This is a genomic window from Streptomyces sp. NPDC058326 (genome assembly GCF_042879855.1).
Classification (GTDB): domain Bacteria; phylum Actinomycetota; class Actinomycetes; order Streptomycetales; family Streptomycetaceae; genus Streptomyces.
In genome coordinates, this window is sequence record NZ_JBHVZO010000002.1 from 537,058 (window position 1) to 552,500 (window position 15,443).

General features: G+C 73.0%; 15 protein-coding genes. 7 read left to right on the forward strand and 8 right to left on the reverse strand.

Annotated features, from left to right (window positions below; all coding sequences use genetic code 11):
- Positions 1-21: 21 nt before the first annotated feature.
- Genes meaB through ACFVYX_RS05210 form a run of 3 tightly spaced genes read right to left on the reverse strand, consistent with a single transcriptional unit; the run spans position 22 to position 4,987 of the window.
- Positions 22-1,005 carry a methylmalonyl Co-A mutase-associated GTPase MeaB gene (meaB, locus tag ACFVYX_RS05200; RefSeq protein WP_389679932.1) on the reverse strand — a complete coding sequence of 328 codons (984 nt, stop codon included), beginning with the start codon at positions 1,003-1,005 and terminating at the stop codon, positions 22-24.
- A complete protein-coding gene (gene scpA / locus ACFVYX_RS05205; RefSeq protein WP_389679933.1) occupies positions 1,002-3,176 on the reverse strand; it encodes a methylmalonyl-CoA mutase in 2,175 nt (724 codons plus the stop codon). Before scpA ends, meaB begins: the two co-directional genes overlap by 4 nt.
- Positions 3,176-4,987 carry a methylmalonyl-CoA mutase family protein gene (locus ACFVYX_RS05210; protein WP_389679934.1) on the reverse strand — a complete coding sequence of 604 codons (1,812 nt, stop codon included), beginning with the start codon at positions 4,985-4,987 and terminating at the stop codon, positions 3,176-3,178. The genes scpA and ACFVYX_RS05210 overlap by 1 nt, the downstream gene beginning before the upstream one ends.
- 134 nt (positions 4,988-5,121) lie before the next feature.
- Between ACFVYX_RS05210 and ACFVYX_RS05215 the strand changes: the two genes are divergently transcribed.
- Positions 5,122-5,397, forward strand: coding sequence for a hypothetical protein (locus ACFVYX_RS05215; RefSeq protein ID WP_389679935.1), 276 nt, complete (start codon positions 5,122-5,124; stop codon positions 5,395-5,397).
- A 13-nt stretch (positions 5,398-5,410) separates the two neighbouring features.
- Here ACFVYX_RS05215 and ACFVYX_RS05220 read toward each other — a convergent pair whose 3' ends face one another.
- The 3 genes from ACFVYX_RS05220 to ACFVYX_RS05230 form a co-directional block, all read right to left on the reverse strand.
- Complete coding sequence (locus ACFVYX_RS05220) at positions 5,411-6,070, reverse strand: class I SAM-dependent methyltransferase (RefSeq protein ID WP_389679936.1); 660 nt, start codon at positions 6,068-6,070, stop codon at positions 5,411-5,413.
- A 62-nt stretch (positions 6,071-6,132) separates the two neighbouring features.
- A complete protein-coding gene (locus tag ACFVYX_RS05225) occupies positions 6,133-6,603 on the reverse strand; it encodes a hypothetical protein (RefSeq protein ID WP_389679937.1) in 471 nt (156 codons plus the stop codon).
- 95 nt (positions 6,604-6,698) lie between these two features.
- Positions 6,699-8,021: a hypothetical protein gene (locus ACFVYX_RS05230; RefSeq protein WP_389679938.1), complete on the reverse strand. Its 1,323-nt coding sequence runs from the start codon at positions 8,019-8,021 to the stop codon at positions 6,699-6,701.
- A gap of 198 nt (positions 8,022-8,219) precedes the next feature.
- On the opposite strand from ACFVYX_RS05230, the gene ACFVYX_RS05235 reads away from it, so the two are divergent.
- The 4 genes from ACFVYX_RS05235 to ACFVYX_RS05250 all read left to right on the forward strand — a co-directional run bounded on the left by ACFVYX_RS05235 (position 8,220) and on the right by ACFVYX_RS05250 (position 11,330).
- On the forward strand, positions 8,220-8,924 hold the full coding sequence (locus ACFVYX_RS05235; RefSeq protein ID WP_389679939.1) for a DUF2470 domain-containing protein: 705 nt from the start codon (positions 8,220-8,222) through the stop codon (positions 8,922-8,924).
- Between the two features lie 71 nt (positions 8,925-8,995).
- Positions 8,996-9,550 (forward strand): HD domain-containing protein, encoded by a 555-nt coding sequence (locus ACFVYX_RS05240; RefSeq protein WP_389679940.1) that lies wholly within the window; start codon positions 8,996-8,998, stop codon positions 9,548-9,550.
- Positions 9,547-10,275: an RNA polymerase sigma factor gene (locus ACFVYX_RS05245; protein ID WP_389679941.1), complete on the forward strand. Its 729-nt coding sequence runs from the start codon at positions 9,547-9,549 to the stop codon at positions 10,273-10,275. Before ACFVYX_RS05240 ends, ACFVYX_RS05245 begins: the two co-directional genes overlap by 4 nt.
- The gene (locus tag ACFVYX_RS05250; protein ID WP_389679942.1) at positions 10,272-11,330 is read left to right on the forward strand and encodes a CU044_5270 family protein; all 1,059 of its coding nucleotides are present in this window, start codon (positions 10,272-10,274) and stop codon (positions 11,328-11,330) included. The genes ACFVYX_RS05245 and ACFVYX_RS05250 overlap by 4 nt, the downstream gene beginning before the upstream one ends.
- 31 nt (positions 11,331-11,361) lie before the next feature.
- Here the strand turns inward: ACFVYX_RS05250 and ACFVYX_RS05255 are convergent, their stop codons facing one another.
- Positions 11,362-12,285: a glycerophosphodiester phosphodiesterase gene (locus tag ACFVYX_RS05255; protein WP_389679944.1), complete on the reverse strand. Its 924-nt coding sequence runs from the start codon at positions 12,283-12,285 to the stop codon at positions 11,362-11,364.
- Positions 12,286-12,430: 145 nt separating this feature from the next.
- Between ACFVYX_RS05255 and ACFVYX_RS05260 the strand changes: the two genes are divergently transcribed.
- Both ACFVYX_RS05260 and ACFVYX_RS05265 read left to right on the forward strand, forming a co-directional pair.
- A complete protein-coding gene (locus ACFVYX_RS05260; protein ID WP_389679945.1) occupies positions 12,431-13,243 on the forward strand; it encodes an IclR family transcriptional regulator in 813 nt (270 codons plus the stop codon).
- Between the two features lie 166 nt (positions 13,244-13,409).
- Entirely contained in the window at positions 13,410-13,880 is a 471-nt protein-coding gene (locus ACFVYX_RS05265; protein WP_389679946.1) for a hypothetical protein, read from the forward strand.
- 67 nt (positions 13,881-13,947) lie between these two features.
- Here ACFVYX_RS05265 and ACFVYX_RS05270 read toward each other — a convergent pair whose 3' ends face one another.
- Entirely contained in the window at positions 13,948-15,381 is a 1,434-nt protein-coding gene (locus tag ACFVYX_RS05270) for a GH1 family beta-glucosidase (RefSeq protein ID WP_389679947.1), read from the reverse strand.
- Positions 15,382-15,443 lie beyond the last annotated feature (62 nt).

Here is a 15,443-nt window from a genome sequence, read left to right on the forward strand (position 1 = left end):
CCCCCGAAGACGGAGGAGTCGTCAGTCGCGCCGCTCGCCGAAGGCGTCCAGGACGCGCTCGGCGGCCAGGGTCGCCGTCAGCTCCCCGGCGCGGACCCGCCGCTCGAGGGCGGGCGCGAGGTCCCGGACCGCCGGATCCGTGTGGAGGCGGCGCAGCAGCTCCTCGCGGACCATCGCCCAGGTCCAGTCCACCTGCTGGTCCTGGCGCTTGGCCGTGAGGCGGCCGGTCGAGTCGAGCAGGCTCCGGTGCTGCCGGAGGCGCTCCCAGAGTGCGTCGAGGCCGGCGGACTCCCGGGCGCTGCAGCTGAGGACGGGCGGCGTCCAGAAGGAGTCGACGCCGTGCATGAGCCGCAGCGCGCCCGCGAGTTCGCGGGCTGCGGCGCGGGCGTCACGCTCGTGCGGGCCGTCGGCCTTGTTGACGGCGACGACGTCGGCGAGCTCCAGGACGCCCTTCTTGATGCCCTGGAGCTGGTCGCCGGTGCGGGCCAGGGTGAGCAGCAGGAAGGAGTCGACCATGTCGGCGACGGCCGTCTCCGACTGCCCGACGCCGACCGTCTCGACGAGCACCACGTCGTAGCCGGCGGCCTCCATCACGACGATCGACTCGCGGGTCGCCTTCGCGACGCCGCCGAGTGTGCCGGCCGTGGGCGAGGGGCGGACGAACGCGGCCGGGTCGACGGCGAGGCGTTCCATCCGCGTCTTGTCACCGAGGATGGAGCCGCCGGTGCGGTTCGACGACGGGTCGACGGCGAGCACCGCGACCCGGTGGCCGAGTCCGGTGAGCATCGTCCCGAACGCGTCGATGAACGTCGACTTGCCGACACCGGGCACTCCGCTGATCCCGATCCGCACGGCGTTCCCGCTGTGCGGCAGGAGTTCCGTCAGGAGCTCCTGGGCGAGTGCCCGGTGCTGCGGGCGGGTCGACTCGACGAGGGTGATCGCGCGGGCGACCAGCGCCCGCTTCCCCTCCCGCACACCCCGTACGTACGTGTCGAGATCGATCACCGCTCGTGCCCGAGGCCGGCCGACAGACGTGTCACCAGGTCGTGGGCCGCGTCCGGGATCACGGTGCCGGGCGGGAACACGGCCGCCGCGCCCATCTCCAGGAGCGTCGCCACGTCCTGCGGAGGAATCACCCCGCCGACCACGATCATGATGTCCTCGCGGCCCTCGGCGGCCAGTTCCTCCCGCAGCGCCGGAACGAGCGTGAGGTGTCCCGCGGCCAGCGACGAGACCCCGACGATGTGCACGTCCGCCTCGACGGCCTGGCGGGCCACCTCGGCAGGGGTCTGGAACAGCGGGCCGACGTCGACGTCGAAGCCCAGGTCGGCGAAGGCGGTGGCGATGACCTTCTGGCCGCGGTCATGGCCGTCCTGGCCCATCTTGGCGACCAGGATGCGCGGCCGGCGTCCCTCGGCCTCGCCGAAGGCGTCGACCAGGGCCCGGGTGCGCTCCACGGACGGGGACTCGCCGGCTTCGTTGCGGTACACACCGGAGATCGTACGGATCTGTCCGGCGTGCCGTCCGTACACCTTCTCCAGGGCGTCGGAGATCTCGCCGACGGTGGCCATCGCGCGGGCCGCGTCCACCGCGAGTTCGAGGAGGTTGCCCTCGCCGCCTGCCGCCCGGGTGAGCGCGGCGAGCGCGTCCTGGCAGGCCTGCTCGTCGCGCTCCTCGCGCAGCCGCTTCAGCTTGGCGATCTGCTGGGCGCGTACGGAGGAGTTGTCGACGGACCGGACGTCGATCCGCTCGTCGGTCGCCACCCGGTACTTGTTGACGCCGATCACCGGCTGCCGTCCGGAGTCGATCCGGGCCTGGGTGCGGGCCGCGGCCTCCTCGACCCGCAGCTTGGGGATGCCGGCGTCGATCGCCTTCGCCATGCCGCCGGCCTGCTCGACCTCCTGGATGTGCTTCCAGGCGCGCCGGGCGAGGTCGTGGGTGAGCTTCTCGACGTACGCGCTGCCGCCCCAGGGGTCGATGGTCCGGCAGGTGCCCGACTCCTGCTGGAGGAGCAGCTGGGTGTTGCGGGCGATCCGGGCGGAGAAGTCCGTGGGCAGGGCGAGCGCCTCGTCGAGGGCGTTGGTGTGCAGCGACTGGGTGTGGCCCTGGGTGGCCGCCATCGCCTCGACACAGGTGCGGGTGACGTTGTTGAACACGTCCTGCGCGGTGAGCGACCAGCCGGAGGTCTGCGAATGGGTCCGCAGAGACAGGGACTTGGGGTTCTGCGGGTCGAACTGCTTGACCAGCTTGGCCCAGAGCAGCCGTGCCGCGCGCAGCTTCGCGATCTCCATGAAGAAGTTCATGCCGATCGCCCAGAAGAACGACAGGCGCGGTGCGAACGCGTCCACGTCGAGCCCGGCCTCGCGGCCCGCGCGGATGTACTCCACGCCGTCCGCGAGGGTGTACGCCAGCTCCAGGTCGGCCGTGGCCCCCGCCTCCTGGATGTGGTACCCGGAGATGGAGATGGAGTTGTAGCGCGGCATCCGCTGCGAGGTGTAGGCGAAGATGTCGGAGATGATCCGCATCGAAGGACCCGGCGGATAGATGTACGTGTTGCGGACCATGAACTCCTTGAGGATGTCGTTCTGGATGGTCCCGGCCAGCTTCTCGGGCGGTACGCCCTGCTCCTCGGCCGCCACGATGTACAGCGCGAGTACGGGAAGCACGGCGCCGTTCATCGTCATCGACACCGTCATCCGGTCCAGCGGGATGCCGTCGAACAACTGCCGCATGTCGTAGATCGAGTCGATGGCCACACCGGCCATGCCGACGTCACCGGTGACGCGCGGGTGGTCGCTGTCGTAGCCGCGGTGGGTCGGCAGGTCGAAGGCGACCGACAGACCCTTCTGCCCGGCGGCGAGGTTGCGCCGGTAGAAGGCGTTCGACTCCTCGGCCGTGGAGAAGCCCGCGTACTGCCGGATCGTCCAGGGCTGGTTGACGTACATCGTCGGGTACGGGCCGCGCAGGTACGGTGCCATGCCCGGGCGGGTGTCCAGGAAGTCCAGGCCCTCCAGGTCCTGACCGGTGTACAGCGGCTTGACGCCGATGCCCTCCGGGGTCTCCCAGAGCAGGTCGTCCCCGCCCGCGGCCTTCTTGACGGCCGTACGCCACGCGTCGGGTCCGCCGTCGGCGGTCGGCGCCCCGAGCTCGATCCCGGAGAAGTCGGGGATGGACATCAGGACACTCCCATGCGGTCGAGGGCGGTGGAGAGCAGGGCGACGGCGTCACAGCCCGCGAAGAGATACGTGTCGACACCGGGGTGGTCCCCGGGGCGGCCGGCGAGGAGGACGTGCTCGGCGCCCGCCGCGCGCAGCTCCGCCGCCGCGGTCGCGGCCTGCTCCGCGTACAGCGCGTCGCTGGAGCAGAGGCAGGCCTCGCGGGCGCCGCTCTCCTCGAACGTGCCCTCGGTGACCGGCTCGATGCCGCCCGCCTGGAAGAGGTTCGCGGCGAAGGAGAGGCGGGCCGAGTGCGCGGCCGCCGGGCCGAGCGCGGCCAGATAGACCCTGGGCCGGGCGCCGGTCGCGGCCAGGTGCGCGTCCGAGCGGGCGCGCAGCGTCTCGTACGCCTCGTCGCGGCGGACCCGGGGGAGGCCGCCGGTCGGCTGCGCGGGCGCGGGCTCGCGCTCGACGGGCTTCTCGCTGAGGTGGGGGAACTCGCTGACACCGGTGATGGGTTCGCGGCGGGTGGCGAGCTTCTTGCTGCGCGCCGCCCAGGTCCCGGCGAGGCGCTCGCCGATCGTCCCGGCCCGCAGCGCGGCCTGCTGGCCGCCCGCCCGCTCGATCTCCTGGAAGAACTCCCAGGCCGCGTGCGCGAGCTCGTCGGTGAGCCGCTCCACGTACCAGGAACCGCCCGCCGGGTCGATCACCCGGGAGAGGTGCGACTCCTCGATGAGGACGGTGGAGGTGTTGCGGGCGATCCGCCGCGCGAACGCGTCCGGCAGACCGAGGGCGTCGTCGAAGGGGAGCACGGTGACGCTGTCGGCGCCGCCGGCCCCTGCGGCGAGCGTGGCCACGGTGGTGCGCAGCATGTTCACCCACGGGTCCCGGCGCGTCATCATCACCGGCGAGGTCACCGCGTGCTGGCGCTGCGCGCCCGCGTCCGGGGCGCCGCAGACCTCGGCCACCCGGGCCCAGAGCCGGCGTGCCGCGCGGAGCTTGGCGATGGTCAGGAACTGGTCGGCGGTCGCCGCGTACCGGAACTCCAGCTGCGCGCAGGCCTCGGCGACGCTCAGTCCGGCGTCGGTGAGACCGCGCAGATAGGCCACGCCGGTCGCGAGGGAGCAGCCGAGCTCCTGCGCGGCCGAGCCGCCGGCCTCGTGGTACGGCAGGGCGTCCACGGTCAGGGCCCGGAGGCCCTGGTACCCGTCGGCGCAGCGGCGCGCGAGACCGGCGACGGACGCCAGGTCGTACGCGGCGCGGCCGGTGCGGGCCTCGTGGCCGAGCGGGTCCGCGCCCAGGTTGCCCCGGGCGGCGTCCGCGGCGACGCCCCGCTCCTCGTACAGCCGCAGGAGCTGCTCGGCCGCCGCCTCCGTCTCGTCGCCCGCGTCGAGGACGACGGGCGCCAGGTCGAGGTAGACGCCGTCGAGGACCTTGTCCAGGGAGGTGACCGGGATGCCGGTGCGGCCGACGCCCAGCCAGAGGGAGGTGACGCCGTTCTCCAGGTCGGAGAGGACGGCCTCGTTGTCGGGGGCGAGATGGCGCTGGCGCACGTCCCAGCCGCCGAGGGCGTTGCCCTCGGCACGGCCGCCGCGGACGAAGGGCGCGAAGCCGGGCAGTCCGGCGTCGGGCGCCGCATCGCGTGCCGTGTACAGCGGACGGGTGTCGAGGCCGTCCTCGAGGAGCGTGGACAGGGCGTCCTCGGCGGCGTCGCCGGAGACCTCCTTGCCCGACTTGCGCAGGACACCCGCCACGAGGTGTTGCCACTGTTCGTGTGGCGCGTCAGGGAATTCGGACGCCAGGGAGAGCCCGTCTTCAGGCAGGACCGTCATGGTCGGATGCTAGGGGAGATCACCAAAGGAGCAGGAGGGTGAACGACTGTGACCTTCTTCTCCTCGACCTGCGGCGATCCGTGTGGTGGGCCCGCTCGGCGGCGTTGTCAGTGGTGGCTGGGAGGCTGGTCCTCATGGACAGGGACGAGGAGCTGCTGAGAGGCCGGGTCTACGGCCAGGATCACGACGACCCCCGGCCGGGCCCACGCCCGGGCCGTGTCTACGCCGAACTGGTCGGCGGGCCGCTCGACGGCCTGCTGCTCGACGTCACCGACCGGACGGCGGAGGAGCGGGCCGCCGGCGCGGCCCTGGAGACGGAGCTCGGCCGCTACGGCGCCGGCGGCCGCTCCCTCTACGACCCGCGCCCGGGCGACGCGCGCCGCTTCGACTGGTCGGGCGACGCGCCGTGACCCGGCGCGCGGGTCAGCTCGGCCCGCCGGGGCGGCGGGCGTAGCAGAAGAGGTGCTCCTCCGGGGCCGCCCGCTCGTCCTCCGGGCGGAAGACCGACACCTCGTGATGGAGGACGTCGAGACCGCACTCCTCCCGGAGCCTGCGCAGGTACTCGTCGGCCGGGAAGCTGGAGACCCTGACCGGCCGGCCCATCCACTCGATGTCCACGCCGTCGACGTCGGCGGGCACCGTGGCGGTCACCAGGTAGCCGCCGGGCGCCAGCCAGCCCGCCATCCGCTCCAGGGCGGCGCCGGCCTCCGCCCGGCTCATCATCAGGAGCGGGAAGAAGGCACAGACCGCGTCGAAGCTCCCCGGGGGAGCGTCGAAGTCACGGACGTCGACCCGCTCGAACCGGGCCCGGGGCACCTGCTCCCGGGCCAGGTCGACCATCGTCCCGGACACGTCGATGCCCGTCACGGCGCAGCCCGACCGGACGAGGAGGTCGGCGACCGGCCGTCCGGTGCCGCTGCCGACGTCGAGCACACGGGCTCCCGCGTCCAGACGGGACGTGAGCCAGTCGACCGCCGCCAGCTGCGCCGGCAGGTGCCCGAAGGCCCGCTCGTACGCGATTCCCAGACCGTCGAACAGCTCCGCCGCCGACAGCGGTCTCCGCTCGGAACCCTCTTCCCGCATGCTGCTCCCCTTTCCCGGGTGTCACGGGGCGGACTACCCGTCAGGGGAGCGTTCTACCGGTCTCAGCCCAGGACGGAGGAGAAGTTGTCCAGCTGGATCCAGGTCACCCTGTTCGTCGACTGGGGGCCGTAGACGTTGACGTAGCCGGCCGTGTTGGCCTCGATGCGGACGGCGTTGATGCCCTGGCTGTTGTTCCGGGGGCAGACGCCGCGGGTCAGCTTCGGCGGGCGGATGGCGGCGGGCAGCGTGCCGAGCCGGCCGTCGGTGCCGAAGTCACAGGTGACGGTGCCGCGCAGCTGGAGGAACTCCGTCCCCGCGAGCCGTATCACCCGGGCCTCCGCCGGTGCGCCCGCGACGGCCGTCACGGCCGGGTCCAGGGTGATCGCCGTCCAGTCGACGACGGTCTGGCAGCCGTCCACGGGGTCCACGGCGGCGGCCGGGGTGGCCGTCAGGAGCGGGGCGGCGACGGCGACGGCGGGGGCGGCCAGTGCGGCGGTGAGCAGGGAGCGGCGGCTGGTCGTGTGCTGGGACATGCTCGATCCTCCGGATCGGGTGGGGCGGTCGGTCGGGGTGAGGGGCGCGGTGGGTGCGGGGCGGTCCGTGCGGCCGGTCGCGGTGGGGCGGCGGTTCATCGCCAGGCGACCGAGACGCCGTCGAGGTCGATCCAGGTGGTGGCGTTGTCGCTGGTGGCGCCGTACGCCCAGAGGGCGCCGTGGACGTCCGCCTCGATCCGGCACACGCAGCGGCCGGTGTTGTTGTTGCGGGGCACGTTCTGGCGGGTCAGGTGGGTCGGGCGCAGCCGGTGCGGAAGGGTCCCGATCCTGCTGTCGGCGGTCAGGCCGGGGGAGCAGGTGAGGGTGCCGCGCAGCTGGAGGTAGGTGGTGCCGGCGAGGGCGATCAGCCGTCCGCGCGGGGGCTGGGCGCCCGGGGAGACGCCCGCGGCGAGGGTGAGGTCCTCCCAGTCCGCGAGCACCTTGACCCCGTCCACCGCGGGCTTCGTCGGGTACCAGCCGATCGTGACGTCACGCGAACCCGTGGTGCCGGGGACGGCGTTGCTGAAGCCGAACAGCAGCCGCGTCTCGGCGGTGGCGGGGTCGACCTCGACGGCGACGCCCTCGGGTTCGCGCCGGGTGAGGCCGTCGGCGTTGGTGACCACCTGCCGGTCGAGGCGTGCGCCGGTCGTCCACGAGTACGAGGTGAGGAAGGCGATCCCGGGGAACTCGCTGGGGACCGTCGTCGGGTTGTTCTCCTTGTCGTACGGCGCCCACTGGTACGAGTAGAGGACGTCGCCCAGTGCGGTGAAGCCCTGGGAGACGAGAGTCTTGCGCAGCGGGTAGGGCGACGGCACGGCGGGCGTGACGTCCTCTCCGGCCGGCATGACGAAGGTGGTGCCGACCGGGACCCAGGAGCCGGCGGCGGCCGCGGCGGGGTCGTACCGGGTGAAGTGCCGCTTTCCGTCCTTGTGGTACATGACGCACAGCAGGTTGTTCACCGGGTCGAGCGACGGTCCGACACCCGAGGTGCTGCCGGGCGGTGTGAACTTCCGCTCCTGCGGGATGAGGGCTCCGTCCAGGACCGAGCCGGCGACGAACCGGAACCGGGTGACGGCCTTGCCGAAGGTGGTGCCGTCCGAGGTGACGTGCAGGGGGCCGACCTCGGTCCAGAGGTAGGTGTCGGCGCCCACCGGCTCGGCGCCCATCGAGAGCCCGTGTCCGAAGCCCTTCAGTTGCATCGAGCCGGTGACCGTGCCGGTCCGGCGGTCGATGCGGTTCAGGTACATGTTGCCCTGCGGGGCGGTGGCCGAGCTCTCCACCTGGAGCACGAAGACGTGCCCGTTGACGGTGTCGGTGGCGATCGCCTGGGGCGCGGGGCCCTTCACCAGGTCGACGGTCTGGATGAGCCTGCCGGTGACGCCGGACAGATCGACGCCGTTGGCGTCCGTGTATGCCATGTTCTCTCCCCGGGATCCACAGGGGATCCGCTCGATGAAGAGCAGATCATCACATGGGCCGTCAGGCGCCGTGTCGGGTGGTGGCCCGCCCTTCCGTGGCCACCGAGAGTGGGTTAGCTTAGGCTTACCTAAGTAGCAGTCGCCGACGCGACTGTCCTCAGGAGCAGTGTCTCCGTCACCTGTCCCGGGAGAACTCGGATGCGTCCCCTCAGCCCCCGCGCCACGCGCCCCACCCCCGCCGAGCGTGTGCGATCGGTCCTGGCAGCCGCCCACTCGATGACCGTCGTCTCCGACGGTGTCCACCAGGAGGTGCATCTCCTCGACGGGACCGGACCGATGGGACACATCCACCTGCACGACCCTTCCGAGGAGAGCCACGCCGGACAGTCCGCACGGATCCCCGTACGCCTGGAGTTCACGGACATCGCCCCCACTCCCGTACGCGAACGGCTGCGCGCCCGCGTCACCCTGACGGGGCTCCTGGCCACCCCGTACGAGCCTGAGACGAGCGCGAGCATCTGCATGGAGTTCGGCCAGGCGCTCCTGGAGAACGCCGAGGGCCGGACCTTCGTCACCCTCGAAGAACTCCACGCGACCGACATCGACCCGATGGCCACCTGCGAGGCCTCCATGCTCACCCACCTCGTCGACGGCCACGGCGAACTCGTCCCCCTGCTCCTCCGCCTCGTCCGGCCGCGACCCGACCGGCACATGGTCCGCGCCCTCCCCGTCGCACTCGACCGCTACGGCATCACCCTGCGGCTCGAACACCCCACCGGCCACCAGGACGTCCGGCTCCCCTTCCCCACCCCCGTCACCGACATCGACCAGGCCGGCCCCCGCATGCACGCCCTGTTCGCGGCGGCCCGCCGCTCCTCCCACCCCAACCGCCTGCTGACCTGACCGGACGCCCACGCGGCCAGGTGCGGGGGAGGGGCACGACCGGCCGCCGTCCTCCCCGCGATGATGGGGCGATGAAGACACTCGCCGAGGTGGACGCGCTCGCCGGCCGGGCACACGCCGGACAGACCGACAAGATCGGCGTCCCGTACGTCGCACACGTCCGCGCGGTCGCCGCCGGACTGGAGCCGTTCGGCCCGCACCTCGTCATGGCCGGGCTGCTCCACGATGTCATCGAGGACACCTCCTGGACGGCGGAACAGCTCCGCGCCACCGGAATCCCCGACCGGGTCGTCGCCATCGTCGAAGCCGTCACCAACCGGCCCGGCACGCCCTACGAGGAGAAGATCCGCCGGATCACGGAGGATCCCGACGCCACCCTCGTGAAGATCGCCGACAACGCGCACAACAGCCGCCGGGACCGGGTCGCCGCGCTGCCACCCGACCACAGGGACCGGCTCGCCGCCAAGTACCGGGCGGCCCGCGAGGCGTTGTGGGCGGCGGCCGATCCCGGGCACGTCGCGACCATCCTGCGCGTGGTCAACCCCGAACTCCTCGAAGAACTGACCTCCCGGAGTGACGGGCGTCACGGGAACCCGTCAGCGGGCCCGGACAGACGAGAGAGGTGAACACAGACACCCGCGCACGGATCCGGGACGGAGACCCCTCGGCTTTCGCCGCACTCTTCGACTCCTACGCCCGCAGCGTCTACAACCACGCCTTCCGGCTGACCGGCGACTGGTCGGTCGCCGAGGACGTCATGGCGGCGACCTTCCTGGAGGCCTGGCGGCTGCGGCTGAAGGTGGACCCCGAAGGGGGGTCGCTCCGCCCCTGGCTGCTAGGCGTCGCCACCAACGTCGCCCGCAACCACTGCCGCGGCAACCGCCGCTACCGGGCGGCCGCCGCCGCGTACGCCGCCGCGGGACCGGCCGGGGCCTCCGTACCCGACCACGCGTCCGAGGTGGCGGGGCGGCTCGACGACCGGCGCCGCATCGCGGCCACGCTGCGGGCCCTCGGCACGCTCCGCCGCACCGAACGCGAGATCCTCGTGCTCTGCCTCTGGGAAGGCCTCGCCTACACCGACGTCGCCAGAGCCCTGCGCGTCCCCGTCGGCACCGTCCGCTCCCGGCTCTCCCGCGCCCGCGCCAAGCTCCGCACCGGCACCGAGGCCGAACTCGCCCTGGAACCGGGCACCCCCGGCACGGAGAGGCGCGAACCCGTCCCGGGGCAACGGGAACCCATCCCGGGGAAGCGCGAACCCGTCCCCGGGAAACGGGAACCCGCCCCCCGCCCCCGACAGACAACAGGTGATCGCACGAACGCGGTCCGGCCCGCGCAGGAAGGAATCCGATGAACCCCGACCCGAACCAGCCCGCCACGGCGAACCGGCTCGACACAGGAGACCTCCCGGCGAACGAGGAGCACGACCTTCCTCCGGGCCGCCACCAGTTCCACAAGGAGCGCCTGATGAGCCGGATCCACGACGACCGCCGCACCGCCGCCCCGCGCAACCCCTTCCTGCGGAAGGCGATCCTCCTGCCGGCCGCGACCGTCCTCGCCGGCGCCCTCGCCGCCGGAGTCCTCCTCCTCACTCCCGGCGGCGGTGACCAGAGCCGCGGCGAGCTCGCCACCGGACCCGCCCTCACCACGACGATCGGCGCCGTCGACGCCCACGGCGCGCCCCGGCTCCTTGACCGGATCTCGCTGGCCGCGGCCGGGGCCGACGCCCCGAAGGGCCGCGCGGGACAGTACGTCTACATCGAGACGCGGTCCGCGGGCACGAACATCAAGACCGTCGACGGCGTCAGCAGCCTCGCGCCCAGCCCCCTGCACACCCGGCAGTCCTGGCGGTCCCCCGACGGCCTCAAGGGCTGGCTGATCGAACCCGGTACCACCGGGCCCGAGGGCATCACCCTGGGAGGCCTCGACGAGACGGGCAACGTGCCGAAGCCCCACCTCGGCGCGCCCTCGCACGACTACCTGGCCACCCTCCCCACCGACCCCGACGCGCTGCTGCGGAAGATCTACGAGGAGACCGAGGGCCAGGGCAGCGGCAAGGACCAGCAGGCCTTCACCACCATCGGGGACCTGTTGGTCGAGAGCTGGCCGTCCCCCGGGCTCACGGCGGCGCTCTACCGGGCCGCCGCGAACATTCCCGGAGTCGTCATGGTGGACAGCGCCACCGACGCGGCCGGCCGCAAGGGCGTCGCGGTCGCGCGGCTCGACGAGTTCGGCGGCCAGCGCACCGAGTGGATCTTCGACAGCAAGACGCTGACCCTGCTCGGGGCGCGCACGGTCCAGGTGAAGGGCAACGGCGACGAGGACGGACTGATCAAGCCCGGAACCGTCATCAGCACCAGCGCGATCATGGTCCGGGCCTTCGTCGACGACATCAGGGTCACGCCGTAGGGGCCACGGCCCGCACCGGGCCGACGGCCGCTCAGGCCGTACGGCCCGCCCACCATCCGCCCAGCTCGGTCGGACGGTTGGTGATGATGCCGTCCACACCGAGCCCGTCCAGGACCTTCCAGCGAGCCGGCCGGTCGACCGTCCACACGAAGACGGCCAGGTCGGCGGCGTGCAGCTCGGAGACGAGCCCCGGACGGGTGGACAGCGCGGCGTCCGAGACGTTGTACGCCGCGAGGCCCAGCTCCTCGGCGAGCGCGACCGGGTCCGCGTCCAGGGTGTCGCGCAGCAGGCCCAGCGGCAGTTCGGGAGCGAGCTCGTGGGCGTACCGCAGCGACGGGATGTCGAAGCTCTGGACGAAGACCCGGTCGGCCATGTCCTGGCGGCGGACCTCCTGGACGATCCGCTCCACGTCGGCCCGGCGGTGCGGGCCCTTGATCTCCAGGAGGAGCTTCCCGCCGCGCTTCCGGAGGTCCGCCAACTGGTCGGCGAGGGTCGGGATCCGCGCCCCGGCGTAGGCGGGGGCGAACCAGGAGCCGGCGTCCAGGGCGTCCAGCTGGGCGGAGGTCAGGGAACGGATCGGGCCCGTGCCGTCGGTCGTCCGGTCGACGGTCGCGTCGTGGAGGACGTACGGCACGCCGTCCTCGCTGGGCTGGACGTCGTTCTCGATCCAGACGGCCCCGCCCCGCCGGGCCACCTCGCCGGAGACCAGGGTGTTCTCGGGGGCGGCCGAGGAGGCACCCCGGTGGGCGATCACCGTCGGCGGCGCGCCGGGCAGGCGCATCCAGGGGCTCGCCGCCGACGTGCCGTCCGCCCCGGGACGGGGCGCGGACCGGGAGGGCGGGGCAGTGGCGAACGCGGTCGCGAGGCCGGCCACGGCGGTCGTCAGGGCGACGGCGACAAGCCCGGCGGTCCTGCGCCGACGGGACCGGGCGGTGGGGGACTGAGGGTCTCTCATGTCCGGAGACTCTAAGGCTCGTTGCCCGCGACACGACGGACGACGCAAGCCCTTCGCCGGAACGGTCCGGTACGCGGCATGGTGGGGGCGTGCCTGGAGCCGAGCCATCGGGGTCACGGCCGGGCCTGCGGAGTCGGGGGGACTCATGGACACCGGTGAGGGACGTGGAGCGGGCAGAGCCGATATCGGCCGGGGAGACGGCGGCGCGGACGCGCGGGCGAGAGGCGGCGACCCCGCGCTGTCGAGGGGCGGCGACACCGCGCGGCCGAGAGGCGGCGACACCGCGCGGGCGCGCGGCCGGGGCGTACTGGAAGGCGCGTTCGCGCTGCTCGACGCCCTGCGCCGGAGCGGTGACGAGGCGGGCGTGACCGAACTGGCGCTGACCTGCGGGGTGCCCAAGGGCAGTGTCCACCGGCTGCTCGACCAGCTGGTCACGCTCGGCGCGGTCGAACGGAAGGGCAACCGCTACCGGGTCGGCCCCCAGCTGTACCGCATCGGCCAGGCCTGGGAGCCGCACCCTGGTCTGCGGCCCGCCGCCCGGCTGCCGCTCCAGCGCCTCCGGGCCGCCACCGGCGCCAGCGTGGTCCTCACCGTGCTGCGCGAGGACATGGCGATCACCGTCGGCTCGGTGCCCGGGGACCTCGAACCGCTCCTCCCCGTACGGGACGGCATCGCGTTCCGGCTCGACACCGCCGCCGGGAAGGCCCTGCGGGGGCCGCTCCGCGGCGGGCCCGTCCTCGACCGGGAGGACGTGATGGACGGGGTCTGCTGCGCCTCCCTGCCGGTCCGCACCCGGGACGGGCGTACGGTCGCGGCCCTCGCCGGCATGATCCCGGCCGGTCGGCCGCTCGACGCGCTCGCCCGGGGCGTCGCCGAGGCGGGGGCCGCGATCAGCCGCGCGCTCGCCCGGAGCGGCGGCCCGCGGGGGACGGCCCCGGCGGCCGTCCTCGTCCCCTGAACCGAGGCCGAGCGGTGCTGTTCCGTCCAGCGGAACGCGCGTAGAACCCGGCGCGGCGGACGGGCACAGTAGGTGATGTGCCGAGGGGAACGGCACACCGGCCCCGCCGAGCGGAGGCGGACCGGAACCACCGTCACGCGAGTGACCCGATGTGTGGGGGGACCACATGCGCAAGAACCGATTCGTCCGAGCCGCCGCCACCGTCCTTCTCGGACTCGGCAGCGTCGCCGCCTTCGCCGGCACCGCCCAGGCCGAGCCGATCGACTACGTGCGGATCGAACTGGTCGAGCTGCACTGCCAGAAGAACAGCGAGGGCGACCACGACGAGGCGTACCTCAAGATCACCGACGCCAACGGCAACGCCGTCAAGGTCTGGCCCGGCAACGGCGTCAAGTACCAGACCATGGGCAGCGGTTACGTCCGCTCCATGGCCGACGGCAACGGCAACGCGGCCCTCGCCCTCGGCAGGGAGCAGGCCCGCACGATGACCCTGTGGGACCTCGACACGTTCGGCGGCGACGACAAGCTCGGCGCCACGCTCGTCACCGGCAGCGAGGTCGGCGCCGAGACCCAGTGGCGCACCGTCGAGGGCTCCGGCGGCGTGTACGTCATCGGCTACCGGGTCATCGACATCTGACCGGCGCGCACCCCATGACGGAAGGCCGTGCCGGTCACCCCGGCACGGCCCACCCCGTCATGCGGCCTCAGGGGGCGTGCAGCTCACCCGTGCGCGCCACCCGCGCGTACCAGCGGGCGCTGGACTTGGGGGTCCGCTCCAGGGTGTCGTAGTCGACCCGGACCGCCCCGAACCGCTTCGCGTAGCCGTACGCCCACTCGAAGTTGTCGAGCAGCGACCAGAGGAAGTAGCCGCGTACGTCCACCCCGTCGCTCATCGCCCGGTGCACGGCCTCCAGATGCGCGTGCACATAGGCGGCGCGCTCCGGGTCGTGCACCGAGCCGTCCGGGGAGACCACGTCCTCGTACGCCGCCCCGTTCTCGCTGATGACCAGCGGGAGTTGGGGATAGGCGTCGGAGACCCGGGTCAGCAGGTCGTACAGGGCACTCGGGTCGACCGCCCAGCCCATCGCGGTCGGCTCGCCGGGCCCCCGGTGGAAGGCGACCGAGTCGGCGCCCGGCCACGGCGAGAACGCGCTGTTGCCGTGGCCGTCGTCCTGGGGCTTCTCGGCCCCCTCCGGCACATCGGAGACGATGGTCGGCGCGTAGTAGTTGATCGCGAGCAGGTCCAGCGGCTGGTGCGCCGCGGCCGTGTCACCCTCCCGGACGAAGGACCAGTCCGTGAGGTGCGCCGTGTCGGCGAGCAGGTCCTCGGGGTAGGCGCCCTCCAGCATCGGGCCCAGCCAGATCCGGTTGCCCACCGCGTCGATCCGGCGGGCCGCCTCCGCGTCCGCCGCCGAACCGGTCAGCGGGCGTACCTCGTGCAGGTTGAGCGAGACCGAGATCTGACGGTCGGACGGCATCGCGGCCCGCAGCGCCTGGACCGCGAGACCGTGGCCCAGGTTGAGGTGGTGCGCGGCCCGCAGGGAGGCGACCGCGTCCGTGCGGCCGGGGGCGTGGACCCCGGAGCCGTACCCAAGGAAGGCACTGCACCAGGGCTCGTTGAGCGTGGTCCACCGCTTGACCCGGTCGCCGACCGCGTCGGCGACGATCCCCGCGTACTCGGCGAACCGCTCGGCGGTCGCCCGCTCGGGCCAGCCGCCCGCGTCCTCCAGCTCCTGCGGAAGGTCCCAGTGGTAGAGGGTGAGGGCCGGCTCGATCCCGGCGGCGAGCAGCTCGTCGACGAGCGCCCGGTAGAAGTCGAGTCCCTTCTGGACGGCGGGTCCCCGGCCGGTGGGCTGCACCCGGGACCAGGAGACGGAGAAGCGGTAGGCGTTCAGGCCGAGTTCGGACATGATGCCGACGTCCTCGCGGAACCGGTGGTAGTGGTCCACGGCGACGTCGCCGGTGTGGCCCTCGAAGACCTTGCCGGGGGTGTGCGAGAAGGTGTCCCAGATGGACGGGGTACGGCCGTCCTCCGCCGCCGCTCCCTCGATCTGGTACGCGGCGGTGGCCGCGCCCCAGAGGAAGTCGGACGGGAACGAGCGGGTGGCGGTGAGCGGCCGGGTTTCGGACGCGGTCATAGGAGAGCGCTCCCAACGCGGGTACGGGGCAGGTACGTTCGGTACGTGCGGGACGGAGAGGG